This is a genomic window from Cohaesibacter celericrescens, from assembly GCF_002866925.1.
In the GTDB taxonomy this organism is placed as follows: domain Bacteria; phylum Pseudomonadota; class Alphaproteobacteria; order Rhizobiales; family Cohaesibacteraceae; genus Cohaesibacter; species Cohaesibacter celericrescens.
In genome coordinates, this window is record NZ_PKUQ01000055.1 from 348,159 (window position 1) to 366,822 (window position 18,664).

At 51.4% G+C, this 18,664-nt stretch carries 18 protein-coding genes; 10 read left to right on the forward strand and 8 right to left on the reverse strand.

Going from position 1 to position 18,664, the window contains the following annotated elements:
- Positions 1 to 1,451: 1,451 nt before the first annotated feature.
- From meaB to ppdK, 3 genes are all read right to left on the reverse strand, one after another.
- Positions 1,452 to 2,423, reverse strand: coding sequence for a methylmalonyl Co-A mutase-associated GTPase MeaB (meaB, locus tag C0081_RS22595; protein ID WP_101535980.1), 972 nt, complete (start codon positions 2,421 to 2,423; stop codon positions 1,452 to 1,454).
- A 137-nt stretch (positions 2,424 to 2,560) separates the two neighbouring features.
- Positions 2,561 to 3,175: a LysE/ArgO family amino acid transporter gene (locus tag C0081_RS22600; protein WP_101535981.1), complete on the reverse strand. Its 615-nt coding sequence runs from the start codon at positions 3,173 to 3,175 to the stop codon at positions 2,561 to 2,563.
- 142 nt (positions 3,176 to 3,317) lie between these two features.
- Positions 3,318 to 5,999, reverse strand: coding sequence for a pyruvate, phosphate dikinase (gene ppdK, locus C0081_RS22605; RefSeq protein WP_101535982.1), 2,682 nt, complete (start codon positions 5,997 to 5,999; stop codon positions 3,318 to 3,320).
- A 344-nt stretch (positions 6,000 to 6,343) separates the two neighbouring features.
- On the opposite strand from ppdK, the gene C0081_RS22610 reads away from it, so the two are divergent.
- Together C0081_RS22610 and C0081_RS22615 are read left to right on the forward strand one after the other, a co-directional pair.
- Complete coding sequence (locus C0081_RS22610) at positions 6,344 to 6,688, forward strand: ArsR/SmtB family transcription factor (RefSeq protein WP_101535983.1); 345 nt, start codon at positions 6,344 to 6,346, stop codon at positions 6,686 to 6,688.
- Between the two features lie 45 nt (positions 6,689 to 6,733).
- The gene (locus tag C0081_RS22615) at positions 6,734 to 6,919 is read left to right on the forward strand and encodes a hypothetical protein (protein WP_146006523.1); all 186 of its coding nucleotides are present in this window, start codon (positions 6,734 to 6,736) and stop codon (positions 6,917 to 6,919) included.
- Here C0081_RS22615 and C0081_RS22620 read toward each other — a convergent pair.
- The 3 genes from C0081_RS22620 to C0081_RS22630 form a co-directional block, all read right to left on the reverse strand.
- Positions 6,901 to 7,785 carry a 4-(cytidine 5'-diphospho)-2-C-methyl-D-erythritol kinase gene (locus C0081_RS22620; protein ID WP_101535985.1) on the reverse strand — a complete coding sequence of 295 codons (885 nt, stop codon included), beginning with the start codon at positions 7,783 to 7,785 and terminating at the stop codon, positions 6,901 to 6,903. The two genes, C0081_RS22615 and C0081_RS22620, sit on opposite strands and share 19 nt — an antisense overlap.
- Before the next feature lie 222 nt (positions 7,786 to 8,007).
- Positions 8,008 to 10,044, reverse strand: coding sequence for a tetratricopeptide repeat protein (locus tag C0081_RS22625; RefSeq protein ID WP_180967026.1), 2,037 nt, complete (start codon positions 10,042 to 10,044; stop codon positions 8,008 to 8,010).
- A gap of 192 nt (positions 10,045 to 10,236) precedes the next feature.
- On the reverse strand, positions 10,237 to 10,917 hold the full coding sequence (locus tag C0081_RS22630) for an ArsR/SmtB family transcription factor (protein ID WP_101535987.1): 681 nt from the start codon (positions 10,915 to 10,917) through the stop codon (positions 10,237 to 10,239).
- Between the two features lie 81 nt (positions 10,918 to 10,998).
- Between C0081_RS22630 and C0081_RS22635 the strand changes: the two genes are divergently transcribed.
- Both C0081_RS22635 and C0081_RS22640 read left to right on the forward strand, forming a co-directional pair.
- Complete coding sequence (locus C0081_RS22635; protein ID WP_101535988.1) at positions 10,999 to 11,355, forward strand: NIPSNAP family protein; 357 nt, start codon at positions 10,999 to 11,001, stop codon at positions 11,353 to 11,355.
- Positions 11,352 to 11,675, forward strand: a complete 324-nt coding sequence (locus tag C0081_RS22640) for an antibiotic biosynthesis monooxygenase family protein (protein ID WP_101535989.1) — start codon at positions 11,352 to 11,354, stop codon at positions 11,673 to 11,675. The genes C0081_RS22635 and C0081_RS22640 overlap by 4 nt, the downstream gene beginning before the upstream one ends.
- An 84-nt stretch (positions 11,676 to 11,759) precedes the next feature.
- Here the strand turns inward: C0081_RS22640 and C0081_RS22645 are convergent, their stop codons facing one another.
- Positions 11,760 to 12,788, reverse strand: coding sequence for a polyprenyl synthetase family protein (locus C0081_RS22645; protein WP_180967027.1), 1,029 nt, complete (start codon positions 12,786 to 12,788; stop codon positions 11,760 to 11,762).
- A gap of 339 nt (positions 12,789 to 13,127) precedes the next feature.
- On the opposite strand from C0081_RS22645, the gene C0081_RS22650 reads away from it, so the two are divergent.
- The 3 genes from C0081_RS22650 (at position 13,128) to C0081_RS22660 (ending at position 14,708) form a co-directional block, all read left to right on the forward strand.
- Entirely contained in the window at positions 13,128 to 13,361 is a 234-nt protein-coding gene (locus C0081_RS22650; protein ID WP_101535990.1) for a putative signal transducing protein, read from the forward strand.
- Between the two features lie 25 nt (positions 13,362 to 13,386).
- Positions 13,387 to 14,220 carry a tRNA1(Val) (adenine(37)-N6)-methyltransferase gene (locus C0081_RS22655; RefSeq protein WP_101535991.1) on the forward strand — a complete coding sequence of 278 codons (834 nt, stop codon included), beginning with the start codon at positions 13,387 to 13,389 and terminating at the stop codon, positions 14,218 to 14,220.
- 101 nt (positions 14,221 to 14,321) lie between these two features.
- Complete coding sequence (locus C0081_RS22660) at positions 14,322 to 14,708, forward strand: lysozyme inhibitor LprI family protein (protein WP_101535992.1); 387 nt, start codon at positions 14,322 to 14,324, stop codon at positions 14,706 to 14,708.
- Between the two features lie 11 nt (positions 14,709 to 14,719).
- Here C0081_RS22660 and C0081_RS22665 read toward each other — a convergent pair whose 3' ends face one another.
- Positions 14,720 to 15,919 carry an amidohydrolase gene (locus C0081_RS22665; RefSeq protein ID WP_101535993.1) on the reverse strand — a complete coding sequence of 400 codons (1,200 nt, stop codon included), beginning with the start codon at positions 15,917 to 15,919 and terminating at the stop codon, positions 14,720 to 14,722.
- A 378-nt stretch (positions 15,920 to 16,297) separates the two neighbouring features.
- Between C0081_RS22665 and C0081_RS22670 the strand changes: the two genes are divergently transcribed.
- The 3 genes from C0081_RS22670 to C0081_RS22680 all read left to right on the forward strand — a co-directional run bounded on the left by C0081_RS22670 (position 16,298) and on the right by C0081_RS22680 (position 18,635).
- Positions 16,298 to 17,137 carry a S49 family peptidase gene (locus C0081_RS22670; protein WP_101536074.1) on the forward strand — a complete coding sequence of 280 codons (840 nt, stop codon included), beginning with the start codon at positions 16,298 to 16,300 and terminating at the stop codon, positions 17,135 to 17,137.
- 227 nt (positions 17,138 to 17,364) lie between these two features.
- Positions 17,365 to 17,574: a hypothetical protein gene (locus C0081_RS22675; protein ID WP_101535994.1), complete on the forward strand. Its 210-nt coding sequence runs from the start codon at positions 17,365 to 17,367 to the stop codon at positions 17,572 to 17,574.
- 122 nt (positions 17,575 to 17,696) lie between these two features.
- Entirely contained in the window at positions 17,697 to 18,635 is a 939-nt protein-coding gene (locus tag C0081_RS22680) for an AEC family transporter (protein WP_101535995.1), read from the forward strand.
- Positions 18,636 to 18,664: the final 29 nt, after the last annotated feature.

Sequence of the window (18,664 nt, forward strand, 5' to 3'; positions counted from 1 at the left end):
GCCAACATGCTGTCCGGTACTTGAGAAATTGGGTCTGGCTGAAGGAACTGAGAGGCATCGGCCATCACAAGCTCCAGATCATCCGATGGTGCGAATGCAATTTTGGGCAGAGCGAGGTTCGACTGGTCAGAAAACGGGCCGTCCATCGACCAAATCGAGCCAGACCAATTGAGTGCAATCTTCCTGCGTCCATGGGAAACCGCATATGGCTCCCAACCCCAGCCCAAACGACGGTCTTTTTTAGCCGAGCTGTTCACACTAAGGCTATTTTCAGCCTCTGCAATAATTTGATTTTGGCTTGCAATCGGCATACTGCCTTGCTGCTCTGGTTTGTTCACTTCGGCGATTTGTACAAAGGCCTGCGTGTTGGCAGCTTTGGGAGAAACCTCAAAATCAGCAGCAACAAATCTAGCTCTGTCGTCGTCAGTCGTGGCTCCTGAGCCTGGAAAGTCGAAGTCTGAGCCACGCAATTCCAAAAGGTTTCCTGAAAAGACTTCCTGTGTCCATGCTTCTTGACGAAGTTCGGCGAGCGATTTGCCGGCAATGCCTTCTTCGTCCAAAGAATGTGTCAGGGAGAGGACCAGCCCTGTTCCTAAAAACAGACGAGCGGTCAGACCGAGGCTTTTCTGGCCTAGCTTGGTTTTCGACATTCTGTCACCAATTTGAACAACGCAATTACTACTCTATCGCATCCAAATACTAAGATGCGCACGCACTTACACCGATCTTACTGCGGTGGATAGCAACTATAATGCGTCATTAACCTTGAAAGAGCGTTAACGGGCCACTTTCTTTTGTTATCTCTCCTAATTCGTCAATAAGGCAATCCCGTGGCAGGTCTTAGCCCGAATCTGATAGCCACCCTGATTGCAGGATGGTGAAATAGAAGGCTTTGAGGATGCTTCTAAAGGGAAATGGGCAAGAGGAGGGAAGGTCGCTCAATGCAAATTGCGAGGCAAGAGCAACGGCGTCATGCAAATCGCAGCGGTAAGTCGGCAAGAAAAAGCCCGAACCTATCAATATAGGCTCGGGCAAGTCATTGCATTACAAGTAAGTTCTTCCGTCGCAGTTCAAACCAGCAAAGAACGCATGACGTAGGAAACGAAATCAAGAACAGTCCCCGCAGAATGTCCATTCGGTCCATAGAACCAAATTTGGCACCGTTCCCTGACCTTAATTGTAAGCAGCTCAAGAGTAACGTGAAACAATATTGAATGCATCCAAAAAAGTAGTTTTTTCTGAAAGCAATCCCTTGCCATACCTCATTTGTGGTAGGCGGCTTGTAGATATCTTTTTTGCACCAGAGAGAATATGATGTTTTTCTACGGGAAAGAACTTAATTATTGATCCAAAAGGTATTTCTTCAAACACGTCAGTGCGTTCGCTTTGTTAAAAAGATGATCAAATAGGATAAACCGGAGTTTTAATTCGCGCAATCTGCGACGGTGGCACTAGATTTTGCGAGTTAAGCGGCCTGAAAGATCTGAAGTAATGTGTCGATCTGCTTCAAAGGGGCCTGCCGCTGATTTGATCATTTCTTCTAGGTGAACATGCGACAAGCCAACAGTGCCAAATTTGCGGCGTACACGATCCGTAAGCCAAAGAAGTGCCTGATCTTTTCTTTGTTGCACCAATAAGTCCGAGCTAACAAGATAGGCATGGTGACGATCGACTGCTTGCACCAGCGCATCCAAACCTTCTGAGTTTAGCGCTGAAACCATCATCACCGGGACTGCCCAGCTCTCGTGTTTTCGCATTGCCAGTGATAACGCGCCTTCAACATCTGCTTTGGCACGACGCGCCACTGATCCCATATCAGCTTTTGTTACGACAACAATATCGGGCAGTTCCATCACGCCAGCCTTCATAAATTGCAAACTGTCACCCGATCCGGGCTGAATGCAAAGGATGATTGAATCGGCAGCAAAGGCTATATCGGCTTCAGACTGACCGATTCCTACGCTTTCAACCAAAACCCTATCAAAGAGGGAGCGCATCAAAATGATCGCGGAAAGCGCTTCATGCGAAAGGCCGCCCAACCGGTCTCGGGCTGCCATGGAGCGCACAAAGACCTGCTGATCGGTCGGATCTGTGTCCAAACGTGTCCTATCACCCAGAAGAGCTCCATGGGAAAAGCGAGAAGAGGGGTCCACCGCCACAACTCCAACGCTCTCACCTTGTTGCCGCCAATGACGGATGAGCGCATTGGTCAATGTTGATTTCCCCACACCGGGGGGACCGGTCAACCCAACCACATGCGCTTGTGTTGCGCGCGCGGCTTCATCGAGCAGCTTGGCAATGTCGGCGCTGCCATCGCGCGCTTCAATCTCGCTGAGTGCCCGCGCCAACGCGCGCTTGCCGCCTTGTCTGACAGCATCCAGAGAGAGGATCGATTTGTTTACTGATTGGGCTGAAATTGCCATGGGTCTATGCGCATTATTAGAATGTGTTGGATCTATCGATTAACACACACCGCGCCTCGCGCCAAAGCGACCATAGGCTTAGAAAGGCTTGTGGATCCCGGACACGAGCGGCGAGTTGTGAGAGACAGCTATTGGGGTCAAGCTTGTACAATCATCCAAATGCCCCACACTGTGAGCATGCCACCCGACCCGAAATCAATGAGCCGCATGAAGCGATCCGAAATCAACCCGCGCATCAATGCCGTGATTGTCACTAGAAACATCCACCACAGGGCGGAGCCGCAAAAGACACCAAGGACGAGCCAATAGGAAGCATTCGGTCCTGCTTCTGCCCCTTGTGACAAGCCGGATATCATTCCGACAAACGACAGGATCGTTGCTGGGTTTGCAAGGGTGAGCAAAAAGGTTGTGGCATAAGCCTTCAAAGGTGCGTGGCTGGACGGGGCTTTGGCTGGAGCGTGAGGCAACTCTCTGAGCCCGCGCATGAAGGTGCTCACACCCAGAAAGACAATCAGCAATCCACCACCAAACCGCATCCAGTCGCCATGACTGAGCAAAAGACCGGATAAAGCCAGACCAGTAGCCGCCAAAAGCCCATATATGCCATCAGCCGTCGCAGCGCCCATTCCGGTTGATAAACCAACCAAGCGGCCATCACGCAATGTGCGGCGGATGCATAACAATCCGATAGGGCCAACGGGAGCGGCTATTGCCAACCCCACCAAAGCGCCTTGCAAAAAGATACCAGCCATTTTATTTCGCCTGAAACCTGAGTTGCTCAGAAAAATAGAATGAAATTTTGGAAAATTCAATCAATATTGCGGTAAAATAAGATAATGTCGCAAATTTGACTGGATCTGATGAATTTTTCTGCAATATTTACGGGTATTCGGGCTAGCTGCGATCGTGGCGCTTTAGTGTAGCCTGGGCAGCCGCAAGGCGTGCAATGGGCACGCGATAGGGCGAACAAGAAACATAGTCCAGTCCCACCTGTTCGCAGAAATCGATCGACGCAGGATCGCCGCCATGTTCGCCACAAATGCCAAGTTCAATATCTGGGCGCGCAAAACGCCCACGCTCGACCGCTATTTCAACCAACTCACCAACACCATCTACGTCAATCGAAATAAATGGATCCTGTTCAACGACACCTGCGCGCATATAATCGGACAAGAAACGGGACGCATCATCGCGACTGATGCCATAGGCTGTCTGGGTGAGGTCATTGGTACCAAAGGAGAAAAATTCGGCAGACTCTGCGATTTTGCGGGCTTGAAGAGCCGCGCGGGGGAGCTCGATCATGGTACCGACTTTATAATCAACATGTCGGCCCGTTTCTTTCATCACCAAAGCGGCCGTTGCGTCAATCCGGGCTTTGACAAACTCCAACTCTTCGCGAATGGAAACCAGCGGCACCATAATTTCCGGGTGCACGGGTTTGCCGGTTTTTATTGCCACTTCAATCGCGGCTTCGAACAGCGCGCGGGTTTGCATTTCCACCACTTCAGGGTTGGAAATGGCCAGCCGACAGCCACGATGGCCGAGCATTGGATTGAATTCGTGCATCGCATGGATACGATTGGCAAGCTGCGCCTCTGGAACATTGAGAGTACGCGCTACAGCGGCAATATCGGCTTTCTCTTTGGGCAAGAACTCATGCAATGGCGGATCCAGCAGCCGGATTGTTACTGGCAGACCTGCCATAGTTTCAAATATTGCTGCAAAATCGGAACGTTGCATCGGGAGCAATTTGTCTAGTGCGTTGCGCCGGACCTTTGCATCGGTCGCAATGATCATTTCACGAATGGCAGAGATGCGCTCCTCCCGAAAGAACATATGCTCGGTCCGACACAGGCCAATGCCCTCGGCACCAAAATCACGCGCAGATCTGGCGTCTTGCGGTGTGTCGGCATTGCAGCGGACTTTCATGCGCCGAATGCCGTCGACCCATTCCATCAATGTTGTATATTCACCGGTCAATTCCGGCTTCTGCATCGGCACTTCACCAATCAGAACTTCACCAGTTCCCCCATCAATGGTGAGCAAGTCACCTTTGTTGAGAATGTCAGTACCAATGGTCAGGCATTCATTTTCATAATCAATGCGCATCATGCCTGCTCCGGACACACAAGGAATGCCCATGCCACGGGCGACAACCGCCGCGTGACTGGTCATGCCTCCGCGCGTTGTCAGAATGCCTTGGGCAACATGCATGCCATGAATGTCTTCGGGGCTGGTTTCTATCCGCGCCAAAATGACATGTTTGCCCTGATTGGCAAATATTTCGGCGTCTTCAGGGTGAAACACCAAATGGCCTGCAGCCGCGCCAGGAGATGCCGCCAACCCTTTGGCGACGATATTGCGTTTTGCTGTCTCAGAAATAGTCGGGTGCAACAGTTGATCCAAGGAACGCGGGTCCACCCGCATGACGGCTTCTTCTTTGGAAATCAGCCCTTCCTTGGCCAGATCCACTGCGATGCGTAAGGTTGCCTTGATGGAGCGTTTACCCGAACGGGTTTGCAGCATCCACAACCGGCCGCCTTCAATGGTAAATTCCAGCTCCAGCATGTCGCGATAATGGCGCTCAAGCTGCCCACAAATTTCAATAAACTGGGCAAACAGTTCGGGCATGCTTTCTTCCATGCTCGGCTCGCTTGTACCATTTTCAATCCGAGCCTGTTTGGTCAGATCGAGCGGCATACGGTGGCCTGATAGCACATCTTCGCCTTGCGCGTTGAGCAGAAAATCGCCTTGGATTTTTTTCTCACCCGTCGTCGGATTGCGTGTGTGTGCAACGGCGGTCGCAGAAGTTTCACTCAGATTACCAAACACCATCGCTTGAATGTTAACCGCAGTACCCCACTCTTCTGGCACTTCATGCAGCAGACGATGGGTGATGGCGCGAGCACTCATCCATGAAGAAAAAACCGCGCCAATGGCACCCCATAATTGCGCATGCACATCCTGCGGGAATGGCTCGTCCAGCTCTTCTTCAATAAGAGTTTTAAACTGCTCGATTACGCCTTTCCAGTCGCTGGCGGCCATGTCCGTGTCCAGCAGAAATCCGCGCTCGTCCTTGATTTGCTCGACAATGTCTTCAAATTCATTCTGATCAATACCCAGAACAACATCACCATACATCTGGATGAAACGACGATAGCTGTCATAAGCAAAGCGAGCACTTCCGGATTCGCGCGCAAGCGTTTCGACGGTGTCATCGTTGAGACCCAGATTGAGGATGGCCTCCATCATGCCCGGCATGGTGACGCGAGGCCCCGCTCTTACAGACAACAGCAAGGGTTGCTTGCGGCTGCCAAGTTCCCGCCCGGTTAGCCTGCCAATATGTTCAATGGCAGCATTGATCTGGTCCGCAAAACCCTTGGGATACGAATGGTCACCGGCAAGATAGCTGTGGCAAAGCTCAGTGGAAATTGTAAATCCAGGAGGAACAGGCAGTCCAAGATTGCTCATTTCAGCAAGGTTCGCACCTTTGCCGCCCAGAAGGCCACGCATATCTGCATTGCCGTCTGCTTGGCCTTCACCAAAACAATAGACCCATTTGGTCGCCTGACCCATTCCACATTCCTCTCTGCTTTCGAGACTTGTGTACCTGCCTGCGCGGTCAGATCAAGGCGAAAGTCTTGGATATTCCAAATTTTGTCAATTTTGTCGTTTTACTGACCGGACGCATTATCAATGATAAACACATTAGGGCTCGCCTTTGGGATCGCGAACCAAACATATCGAATAAAATGTTGCAATGCAACATTTGAGAGCGTTTCAACGAGAATCATTTGCTTGATCCTCAGGCCTCAAACGTCATGTGGCTGTCATCAAATGGCGATATTTTTTGATATTCATTTTTTAGCGGGCGACACGTGAGCTGTCGGCATTCGTTTATTGTTGGAACGGGACCTGCAATGCGTACAAGTTTGAATCTCCAATCAGAAGTGCTGGCTGCTCTGACGGCTCTTTCCCAAACGACCCGACTTCAGGCTTTCTGCATTTTATCAGCGTCGGGAGACGCCGGTATCGGCGCAGGGGAAATCGCCAAACAGCTTGGTACGCCGCATAATACTCTGTCTACACACTTGGCTATATTGCAGCGAGCTGGGCTCATATCTTCAATCAAGAAAGGGCGCAGCGTGACGTATTTTGTTGTGCCCGACAGCCTTGGTACCATGATTTCTTTTTTCATACACAACGGCTCCGCTGCCGTGCCGCAAAAGTCTTTGCTGGATCAATCGCGGCCCACCAACTTTTAGGACCGCGCGTCTCGGGGATCACCGCTGAGCAAAAATCGGAGATTGTTGGCAAAATGGACAGTCGAGCTGGTCAGCAAGCCCCTTTTGGGCCACAATCTTGGTTTTGCCTGTCTTTACAATGGTCTGGCTCCTTATGCATCGTTTACAGGAGCGGCTGATCAGATCGTCGGATCGTCGGACACAAATGACGAACCGCAACAAAAGGGGACGACCTATCGCACGGCACCATGACTAACCCACCAGTTGGGGTGGGAAAAGGTGAGACGTCGCGCGGCATATTCAGCGTGCTTGACCGTATTAAACAAACCAAAACAGGTAGCTCCCGACCCAGACATACGGGTAAACAGGCAGTCGCCGTCATCCATCAAGGCCTGAAGAACCGTCTCGATGACGGGGGCTTGTTCTATCGCTGCCATCTCCAGATCATTGCGCTGATCACTTAGCCATTCGGCAAGCGCAGCAGCCGATAGGAAGGCGGAAGGCATTGGGCCCATGGGGGCATTGTTTTTGTGTTTGAGTTTGGAGAACAGATCTGGTGTAGAAATTGGAACATGCGGATTGATCAACACCAACCCCAGGTTTTTGGGCATGCGCGGGCCAGTCTCCAGCGTGCCGCCAATGCCGGAGGCTCGCAAGCACTCACCCTCCAGACACATCGGTACATCGGCACCCAGTTGCAGGGCGATGGTGCGTAGCTTTTCATCCTTAATGGTGCGTTCCCAAAGGCGAAGTAGCCCCAAAAGCGTGGTCGCGGCATCCGAAGATCCACCACCAATACCCGCTGAAATAGGTAGATATTTTTCCAACGTCAATTCGGCTTCGGCAGGTAAATGCAATTCCTTCGCCAAACTGCGCGCAGCACGCACCATCAGATTGTCCGGTTCTTGCCGCAGGCCCTCTGCGAAGGGCCCTGTTACGGACAGATGCAAATGATCTGAAGGTTTGAAAATCAATCGATCAGATGCGCCACCAAACACCACCAGAGAATCAAGAAAATGATAGCCGTCTTCGCGCTGACCTGTGATGTGCAGCGCCAGATTTACCTTGGCAGGGGCCTCTAATATAAGGGCCGTGTCTTGGGGTGGTTGAATGCTCATTCGGCTCGTTCGGGCTCCACTCGCTTGCGACAAAAACCGGAAGCGAACTGCTTTCCGACCAATCGTGCCAGTGTGGAAATCCACTTCAAAGCCAAGTGCAAAAGCAACCTAGGTCGCGGACATCCACATCAACTGACAAAAGCATAGAGTGATTCTACGCGGCGTGTCCTTCAAACTTTCCGACATGCTGGGCCAGACTCCTATAGACCCAAGAACTGAAACCTATTTTTCTTTCTTGCTTGGGTCCTGCGTGTCTATAAGGCCGTTTTGTATTTTTTCATCAACCTGTTTGAGCAAATCATCTTTGGGTTGCATGGTTTTTACGCGGTTCCACTGGAAATAGGCTTCATTTTTTCGGCCAGCTTTCCAATAGGCATCGCCCAGATGATCGGTGATGGTGGGGTCTTCAGGGCGCAATTCAACGGCACGTTCCAGAAAATTCACGGCGTCTTCATACTCTGCCATCCGGTAGTGAGCCCAGCCAAGGGAATCCACAAAGAAACCATCATAGGGGCGCAGCGCAACAGCTTGCCGGATCATTTCTATCGCTTTGTCGAGTTTAAGGCCGCGATCCACCCAGCTATAACCCAAATAGTTTAGAACTGTGGGTTGATTTGGGAATAGCTTCAGCGCCGCCAACATGTCTTTTTCTGTGTTTGGCCAATCTTTCACCTGATCGTAGGCCGAACCGCGCAAGAAATAGAGTGACCAATGAATGTCGCGCTTTGTTTTTAGGCTGTCCAATCCACGGGTCAGCAAGCCAATTGAATCTCTATACCGTTGTTCGGATTGAAAGATACGAGACAAAATTGAAACGGTTTCCAGATCACTGGCATTGTCTCCCAACAGGCCTTCAAGGCGCGTAATTGCCTCGTCAGGGCGTTTCAACCGTGTCAGCGTGAAACCGGATTGGCGTTGGGCGCGACCATAAATAGCGCTGTCTTTGCTAATTTTGTCAAAATGAGTTAGCGCCATTTCGTCTTGTTTCATGCGTTCAAACAACCGTGCCAATGCAAAATTCGTCTGATCATGATTGGTGCGCAAATAGTCGGCAAACTGCAAATAAAGTGCGCCTCCTTCAATGGCATTTTCCTGAGAGAGAGCATCGCCAAGGGTCGTGAACAATTCAGCTGCACCATCTTGAGGTGAGCGAATGGAACTGGCGACTGGCTTTAGGGCACCATAGGTAGTTTTGAGCCACATTTTGTCTTCACGGTCGGCAGCGCTTCGCAAAAAGTCGGTCAGAACTTCATTGGCGCGCTTCTCATTGCCTGCTTTTAGCAAAGCGTTGATCAGGGCATCGGCAGTTGAAATGGAATTGGGGTCTGCTTCTAGGCTTTCCTGTAAATATTTGATCGCTTTTGGATAGTCCTTCGCATAGGCCGCTATCAGGCCGGAATGCAACGAGAAAAAGAACTGGTTCACATCGCTACCGTCAAACCCTTCGAGGGTTTTCAGCGCTGCACCCAGATTTTTACGATCCTGACCAATCACAGCCCAAGCATGCAACACGGTTTGTGAAATCAGCGCAAACGGTCCGTATTGCGCGGAGGCACTCAACAAACGTGGATTGTTTAGGTTACGGCGCAATGGCGCAGGTCCCAACAGATCAACCGGATGATTGGTAAGCTCATCCATGCCTGCTTTGAAGTTTTTGGCGGCGCTGGTATAGCTCTTTCCCTTCAGAGCCTTAACGCCCAACGCAAGGTGAACCATTGGCGTGATGCGGTGGTCGACATCATCATCCTGCTGCTTTTCGACGCTGACCGTATCCTCATCAGCATCCTCGGTCTTCAACTTGGCTGCTTTTTGTCTAGCGGCTTCCTTAAGTGCATTCATTTCGGCCATACGGTCGGCCAGCTTAAAGGCAACGTCATGCTTCCCGACAGCAAGGGTCAAAGCAAAATTACGCTCCAGCAATAAGGAGTTCTCAGGCTCTTTTTCCAAGGCTTGTGCATAGAAGTGAGCAGCAAGCGCCAGATCCTGATCATCTTGGGCCAGTTTCGCCGAAAGATACGTGCCGGTCAGTGTGGTCGTTACGCCGGATAATGCTTCGGTCACCTGATCCGAGGTTTCTGGCTGCGCAACACTCAAACTTGTTGGTCCGATCAACAGGGCCGAACCTACAATACCGGAGAGCAAAATCTGGCGGAACGTCTTGGTGGAGCGCTGAGCGTGCATATATACGGCCTTGTTGTCTTTAACTTCAGGAGCGTCGAAGCAGGGGCGTGCAAGTGATGCAACCGTCTGGCCTGCCACATCCGACATCCGGACATGTAAGTGAAAATTGTGATCCAGAAAGATCAACCTCTTCCTGTTAAAAATGCAGCATGGCTTTTTTAGGGCCATCGAGCAAGCCCTGAGAACCTGCCATGTACACATTAAAGATCTATTGTAAAGCGACAGTGAAACAAGCCGTTTTTTGACAAATCCTCATAGCGTGATTTCAACTCAATCCCCAAAGGTTTGGCGAAAGGCTTGATCCCCCTTGGCCGAAAACTGAATAATGCGTGTACCGTCAATGCGTTTGGTCCAGCCAAGGTCGTTAAAACGGATCAGTAAAGCCTGCCCCAAAGCCCCCGCTAAATGCGACCGGCGGTTGCTCCAGTCCAGACAGGACTTGCACATTGGTCGGCGGACCGCACGCAAGGCATCGACATCAATGCCAAATTGCTTGGCAAAAATTTCCCCTGCGCTGGTCAAAAGCAGGTCATCTCCGTCTTTTAGGATCAGCCTGTTTTTAACCAGAAAATCGAACATCACGATGCTGTAGTCACCGGCAAGATGGTCATAACAAATACGTGCCTTGCGCAAGGCTGGGTCTTTCGGCCCTGTGCGGGTGCGCATCAGACCCCGCTTGGCTGCCAGCCCCATCATGGCCTCCAACAGTTGCCCGACATCTTCATCCGCTAGGGTAAAATAGCGATGTCGCCCCTGTTTTCTCTGGCTGATCAATCCCGCTTCTTCTAGCTTTTTAAAGTGTGAACTGGCCGTTTGCAAAGTGATACCTGCTTCGGTTGAGAGCTCGGTTGCCGTAAGGGCTTTGCCACTCATCAAAGCGGTAAGAATATTGGCGCGCGCCGGATCTCCGATCATGGCGCCCAATAGAGCTATGTCTGGTCCTTCTTTCATAGTTCGATCCTAGTCGAAGCATTTGTGTGTGGCAAGTGGCTAGGATTTCAAAACAATAACCTGAATTATGAAGGAAAACCCATGCTAACCTGCTTTATCCGTTATCATATTGACCCGTGCAAACGCGCCCAGTTTGAGCAATATGCTCGCAACTGGGGCGAGGCCATTCCGCGAAATGGGGCTGATTTGGTGGGCTACTTCGCCCCCCACGAAGGTTCTGCGACCCTTGCATATGGTGTTTATCATGTGGAAAGTCTGGCCGCTTATGAGGCTTATCGACTGCGTCTTCAGGACGACCCGTTGGGTCGCGAGAATTATGAATTTGCAATGCGCGAAAAATTTTTACTGCGCGAAGATCGCACGTTCCTGACATTGGTCTCTTCCCCACACGGCGGTTTGATAAAGCCCATCCGGTCTCATGATGGAGAAGTGAAATGATTGCCGTGATTTTTGAAGTGGAACCCAAAGAGGACGGCAGGAACGCCTATCTGGACCGTGCCGCAATCCTGCGACCGGAGTTGCTGAAAATCGAAGGGTTTATATCGGTCGAACGCTTCCAGAGCCTGACGCATCCGGAGAAATTGTTATCTTTGTCTTTCTTTGAGGACGAAGCCGCAGTCAAACGCTGGCGGCAGCATAGTCAGCATCGCTCGGCGCAAGACGCTGGTCGTCAAGCCCTGTTTGCCGATTATCGCATCCGAATCGCGCATGTTCTGCGCGACTATGGCCTTAACGAACGCGACGAGGTGCCCGCATAAATGGGGCCAAAGTTGAAAACAGAACAAACAACAAAGGCCGCACCCGCAGGAAACGGCCTTTGTGATCGTCTGGACCGGTAAGGGTCAGTGAGCGCGCGAAATACAGAAGGCCACCGCATCAATAAGTGCGGATTTATAGGCACTGTCTTCGAACATATCGAGTGCTTTGATGGCCGCCTCGCCATGAGCTCGGGCCTGTGCCAGCGTATCGTCCAACGCATTGCTCGTTCTTAAAAGCCCCATCGCATGTTCCAGAGCGCCATCGGTGACATCCTTGCGCTCTTCCATAACGCGACGCCAAAAGGCCTTATCGTCGTTATCGCCGCGCTCGTAGGCCAGAATCACCGGTAGCGTGATTTTGCCTTCGCGGAAATCATCACCAACGTTTTTGCCCAACGAGGCAGCTGATCCGCCGTAATCCAATGCATCATCAATGAGCTGAAAGGCATTGCCCAGCTCCAGCCCATAGGTGCGCAGGGCTAGGATTTTAGCTTCATCACTATTTGCCAAAATGGGGCCCATCTCACAGGCTGCCGCGAAAAGGGCTGCGGTTTTAGCGCGGATCACTTTCATATAGTCGTCGGTGGTGGTTTTCATATTCTGCGCGACGGACAGTTGCAGAACCTCTCCCTCGGCTATCACACAAGCCGCTGTAGACAGAACGTCCAGCGCCCGCAAATTGCCCACATCAACCATGACACGGAAGGCCTGACCTAGCAGATAGTCGCCAACCAGAACACTGGCCTGATTGCCCCACAGCATGCGTGCGGCCAATTTTCCCCGACGCATATCGCTTTCATCAACTACATCATCATGCAACAAAGTGGCCGTATGCATGAATTCTACAGCCATTGCCATTTTGACATGGCCGTTCACCTCTGCTTTTCCGTAGCCACTCATATTGGCTGCAGCAAGGGTCAGCATCGGGCGCAATCTCTTGCCACCTGAATCGATCAGATGCTTGGCCACCTCGGGTATCATATCGACGTCCGATCCGGCTTTTTCCAGGATCAGGTCATTGACCCGCCCCATGTCTGTTTTAACCAGATCGATCAAGGGCTGAATGCTGGCTTGGGACTGATTGGTTTCGTCCAAGGATGGGACAACGCTCACCGGCGGCTCCAAAGGCTGATTTTGCAAATTCTGGGCGAGAATAGGGGGATGACCTGATCTCGACAAGGGGTAGGCGGTCACTTTATGCGCTAATCAAAGAATAAATGGTCGCAATACCAATTATTACCGAAGTTGGGCGCAGAGATGTTGATCATGATCAACATATCGGCAATTTGGATGACGGCCAGAACACAGGCCCTATTATTAGGAATGTGCGTGAATCGTTCAAACAGATGCCCAGTATGGCTTTTATTGTGTCTGAATTGTCACTATGTTGCAAAAATAAGATTTGTTGCCCCGTAGGGCGAAGCGTTTCTATCGCATACAAGGGAATAGGCCGTGAAAGAGCTCCTCAAGACCAACAATATGGTGACCCTTTCTTTTGTGGAGGCATTGTTGCGCGACGCGGAAATACCGTTTCAGTCGCTGGATCATCACATGAGCATTATGGATGGGTCCCTAGGTGTTTTGCCCCGGCGTATTCTCGTGGCTGAGGATTTTGAAATCAGGGCACGGCGCTTGTTGGTTGACGCTGGCCTTGAAGGCGAGGCGGAAGAACCAAAAGACAAGTGATCCCTTCCTATTTGGACTGACCGATATGCCCCTTTCGCCGCATCCTTTGGCAACAAATGCCGAGACATTGACCCAAACACACCTGCCGCCCGCGCTTTCTTTGAGTGAGGATGAGTTTCTGGGAGGCAAAATTTGCCTCTACCAGCCTCAAAAGGGCCATCACCGTTCTGGCACCGATGCTGTTTTGCTGGCTGCTTGCTCTCCGGCCAAAGCTGGGCATCTGGTGGTGGATCTTGGTTCGGGGGTTGGTGCCGCGGGATTATGTGTTGCTGCGCGTGTCGGTGGCTTGAATTTGGTCGCGGTAGAAATCGATAAAGACATCGCCGCTATTGCCGCGGCAAATATGAAGCGATGCGCGCACCATCTAGCTTCAGCAACTGTGCTCAACTGTGATGTGGCTTTGCGCGGAGAACCGCGCAAACAAGCAGGGCTGACAGAGAATATGGCCGATCACGTCATTGCCAATCCACCCTATTATCGCCCTGAGAAATTTCAAACATCTCCCAATGAAGCCCGAGCGACCGCCCATATGCTGACCCATGAGGGCATGGATCCATGGTTTCGCACCGCGGTTTCGGTTCTTAAAACCGGAGGCACATTCTCGTTGGTCCAGCGTGCCGATGAATTGCCAGAATTACTGCGCCTGATGCAGGGACGCTTTGGTGGCATTACGGTGCAGCCATTTGCTGCAAAGGAAGGGGAGGCTGCCCATCGGGTGGTGATCCAAGGCAAGAAGCAATCACGTGCACCGTTTCGCTTGCTGCCAACAATCGTGCTGCACGATCGCCTCAGCGGCAAACCGAGTGCACGCAGTGAGGCCATCCATCGCCACGGAGCTGCCGTGGATTTGGGATTATAAAACAAGATCCGTTGTAATGGTTTTTACCTATCGACCATGTTCGAAGTGCAACGGGTGTGGTATCAAAATCTTCTTTCGCTTCATTTGGAGGGCTCTACACCATGAAACTGTCTCGGATATTCCTGTCTGTATCGACGTTTGGTGCGTTAACAATGGCGAGCCTGTCGGCGCATGCGCTCGATTGCAACAATGCGATGACCACCCGTGACATGGTTGAGTGTGCCCAGATGGACTATAATATTGCCGATGGCGACCTCAACTACGCCTATCAAGACCTGAGAGCTGGAGCCGACAAAACGGGCAAGCTGAAATTGCGCGATGCGCAGCGGGCGTGGATCAAGTTCCGCGATGCCGAATGCGATCGTCAGGCAGATGCCGTCCGTGGTGGCACGATGGCCCCATTGATTCAGATGTCCTGCCTCGCTGATCTTACCGCCAAGCGTGCAGCTGAATTGGGCATCAATCCAATGACAGGTGAGAGCAACTAGGGCCAGACGGGTTATCCCAGCTGTTCACGAATAATGCGTTCAAAAATTCCGGCTCCAATACCGATCAGAGAATCGGGAAAATCAAAATCCGGATTGTGAAGTTGTGGTTGGTCCAAACCGGACCCAAGCAAAAACAATGTCGCCGGACAATGTTGTCCAAACTGGCCGAAATCTTCTGAAAAACGCATCGGATCAGGCTGAGGAGCCCAAGCTATACCCTCGGCCTCCAAGGCTTTGGCCACCATCTCTGTTGTCATTGTGTGGTTGGTGCAGGCGTCAAACACATCATCTTCATCCATGCGCATAGCCAATCCCTGCTGCGCGGCCTCGGCCTTTGCCAGATCCTGCACTGCGCCCAGTAACTCATTCATCGCCGCGTCAGTAACAGTGCGTAAAGTTGCCCACAGCTCTCCTGTTCCGGGAGATACTCCAAAACAGGGCTCCCCAACGCGTATATGTGTGATGGTTACCAGCTTGTAGGCCTCATCTAGTTCTTGCTCGGCATCTAGTCCATTGGACAGGGCGTTCAATCCATCCACCATCTTCATCAACGCCTCAACGGGTGACTTGCCATCCTGAGGCATCGAGGCGTGAGAGGTTTTACCTTCCATTTTAATGCGCACCCCGCGAGATGCGCAGCACATTGCATCGGCTTTCAGTTGAACAGTCCCGAGCGGAACGCCGGGCAGATTGTGGAGCGCAAAAGCATAATTTGGCATCAAAGGCGCGAAGGCAGGGTCGGCCAACACAGCCCTTGCTCCCTTGCCTGTCTCTTCTGCTGGTTGGAACAGTATAATCACGCGTCCCATGGCAGGCCTTTGTAAAGACAGGCGCATCGCCAAGCCCAACAAGATTGCCATATGACCGTCATGGCCACACAAATGCGCTTTGGTTTTGACCACTGACCGGTAAGCAAGAGTCGAAAGCTCCTCGATCGGCAATCCGTCCAGCTCACAGCGAAACAAAAGCGTCGGGCCGTCTTTGCCAGACTCAAACACTGCCGCAATGCCTGTGCCGCCCAAGATGTCACCATTTTCTTCGGTCCACTTGCCCAACCCTGTGACCAGTGCATCTGGCTGAAGGGCCTTCAGCCGTTCAGCCACGACATGCGCTGTGTTGTGTTCTTCGCCTGACAATTCAGGTTTGCGGTGCAAGGCATGACGAAAATCAATCAGATCAGACATTTGGGCATTGGTGAAATCTGTGGTCATCGTTTCAAATTCTCTCGCTGATTTTCTTGCATTGCTGATGGGCTGGTCGCGGTGGGGGCAAAATTTAATATAGTCAGTCCTACATCATCGTTTGGTTCTCTCCAAGCCAAAGACTAAGAGTGAAAGAGCGGCAATTGGTTACGGGGTGAGAATGCGCCTACCAAAGCACAAGCAAACGGGCGCGAAACCCGGATCAGGTGGCTTGTTCATAATAATACGCATCCCTAGTCTGGAAATCATCATGCTTTCACCCTAGATACAACACTGAATTGCTTGAGTAAGAGCCGAGCGAATGTCACCGCAACATCAAGGATACCAATCGTGAGCATCAAAAAGACCATTAAGAAGATCGTGCCCGAAAAGTTTCTGCCTCAGGTCATGCTGGACGAAGCGGTTGTGATCCCGGTTATTCGCATGTCTGGGCCGATTGTGGCCGGTGGCGGTATGCGTCCAACGCTCAATCTTGCGTCGGTGGCCACCCAATTGCATAAAGCATTCTCGATGAAAGACGCACCAGCGGTCGCTATTTCCGTGAACAGTCCCGGTGGCTCGCCTGTGCAAAGCCGGTTGATCTATCAGCGCATCCGTCAGTTGGCTGAAGAAAAGGAAAAAGAAGTCCTTGTCTTCTGTGAAGACGCGGCAGCCTCAGGCGGCTATATGATTGCCGTTGCTGGGGATGTGATCATAGCAGATCCAAGCTCTATCGTGGGGTCAGTTGGCGTGGTTTCTGGTGGTTTCGGCTTTGTCGAGGCGATTGAAAAGCTTGGCATTGAGCGCCGTGTCTATACCGCAGGCACGCAGAAAGCGATGCTAGACCCTTTCAAGCCAGAGAATGAAGAACACATCGCTCATCTCGATGTGCTGCTGCAGGATCTATTTGAGACGTTCAAGGATTTGATCCGCAATCGTCGTGGTGACAAACTGACCGAGGATGAAGACAAGCTCTTCACCGGCGCATTTTGGACCGGCAAAAAGGCGCTCGAATATGGTCTGGTAGACGAGTTGGGCGATATGGGTACCTATGTCAAAAAACGCTTTGGCGACACTGCCAAAATGAAGCTGATTTCAGCACCGTCCGGTTTCTTTTCTCGCTTTAGGGGGGCAGGAATGACCCTTGGCGGAAGCGATCCGATTGATCGCATCGCTGCGGGTCTTTCTGCAGATGCTATCCTGACCAGCCTCGAAGAACGGGCTCTTTGGGCGCGTCTGGGGCTTTAACAAAATGCTTCAAGCAAGTGGTGTTTCTGACGTAGCTGCTTCTAATGCTTGTGCCGGTCTAAGCTCTCTGGCCTGTTTTAGTGGGTCGGGGAGCCGTGATGCGACGGCTACCTTCTCATTGTAACGGGATAAAACCCATCGGGTTTTGAAGACCTGCAAAAGCTGTGCTAATAGGATTTGATCACCCTGCGCACTAAAGTCAGGGACCTTGCGCTGGGAGAAAAGTCGTGATTGCAAAATTGTTTGTTTTGGTTGCCGCATTGGGTGGTATTTGGTTGCTGGTCAAGATGCTTGGCAAAATTGGCCAGCAAAATAAAGAAATCCAAATGCGCAGGCAAAAAGAAGCCCAGATTAAAGCGCAAAAGCATGCGGAGCGTGAGGCCGATATTATCGATCTGGAGCAAGACCCCGAAACCGGCGATTTCAAGGAAAAATAAGCAACCTTCTGTCTGGTCTATTTTGACCAATTGATTGCACCAGCCCCTGCCTATACTATCTCAGAGGTTCCTTCCTGTATGCCGACGCTTGCCAATAGCGATGCGGCGAAAGGTGCCTTTGCATGACATTGCTTGATCAGATCTTACCCATATTGTTTATCATTTTGGCTGGTGTGGCCCTAAGGCTGTTCAACATCTTGTCTGCCTCGATCATCGAAGGGCTGACGCGCCTAATTGTTACTGTTGTTTTGCCAAGTGTGCTTTTCACAGTCTTCCTCGATATGGATATGAAGCTGGAATATGTGGCGCCGTTCCTTTTGGTCGCGGCAATCTGTGGCGGACTCTACGGGCTTGGACGCGTCTTGGGGCCCATCGTCGCGCCAAACCATCCCTTTTTTCCCTTTCTATTCACCGGCTTTGAATATGGCATGCTCGGTGTAAGCTTGTTTGGTGGCGCCTATGGCCTGGAAGCAGTGGGATATATCGCAGTTGTTGATCTGGCTCATGAATTGTTTATTTGGTTCATCTTTGCCCCGCTTTTGATGATCCGGCGGGATGGCAAAAGCGAGCCCACAGCCATTCTAAAGATGTTTGCCACATCACCCGTGGTTTTAGGGCTGGTTGGCGGGCTCGCCTGCAACGCACTTGGCTTGAGCGTTGTCATCAAAACGGCTCCTGTGCTTTCCAGTGTTTATGCAACATTGACGTTTTTTACTGCTATGGCTGTGCCGCTGATTCTGTTGGTTGTGGGGTTTGGTATTCGCATCAGACGGCAAGGGCTAGCCGATGTTGGTCTCTTGATCGCGTTGCGCTATGGCTTGGTTGTGCCCTTGGCCTTGTTGCTCAATCGTTATGTGCTCGATGGTATATTCCATTTGGATCGGCCAATCCAGATGGCTTTCTTCACACTGTTGATTCTGCCACCGCCCTTCATCATTCCTCTGTTCATGCAAAACGCATCCGAGAATGAAAGGGCCTATGTCACCAACGCTCTTGCGGTCTCGACAGTCATCAGTCTAATCATTTTTTCGATTTATTTGTCATTCTACCCCAGCCTATAGGCGCGGCTAAAACGCAAACTGGCGGAACC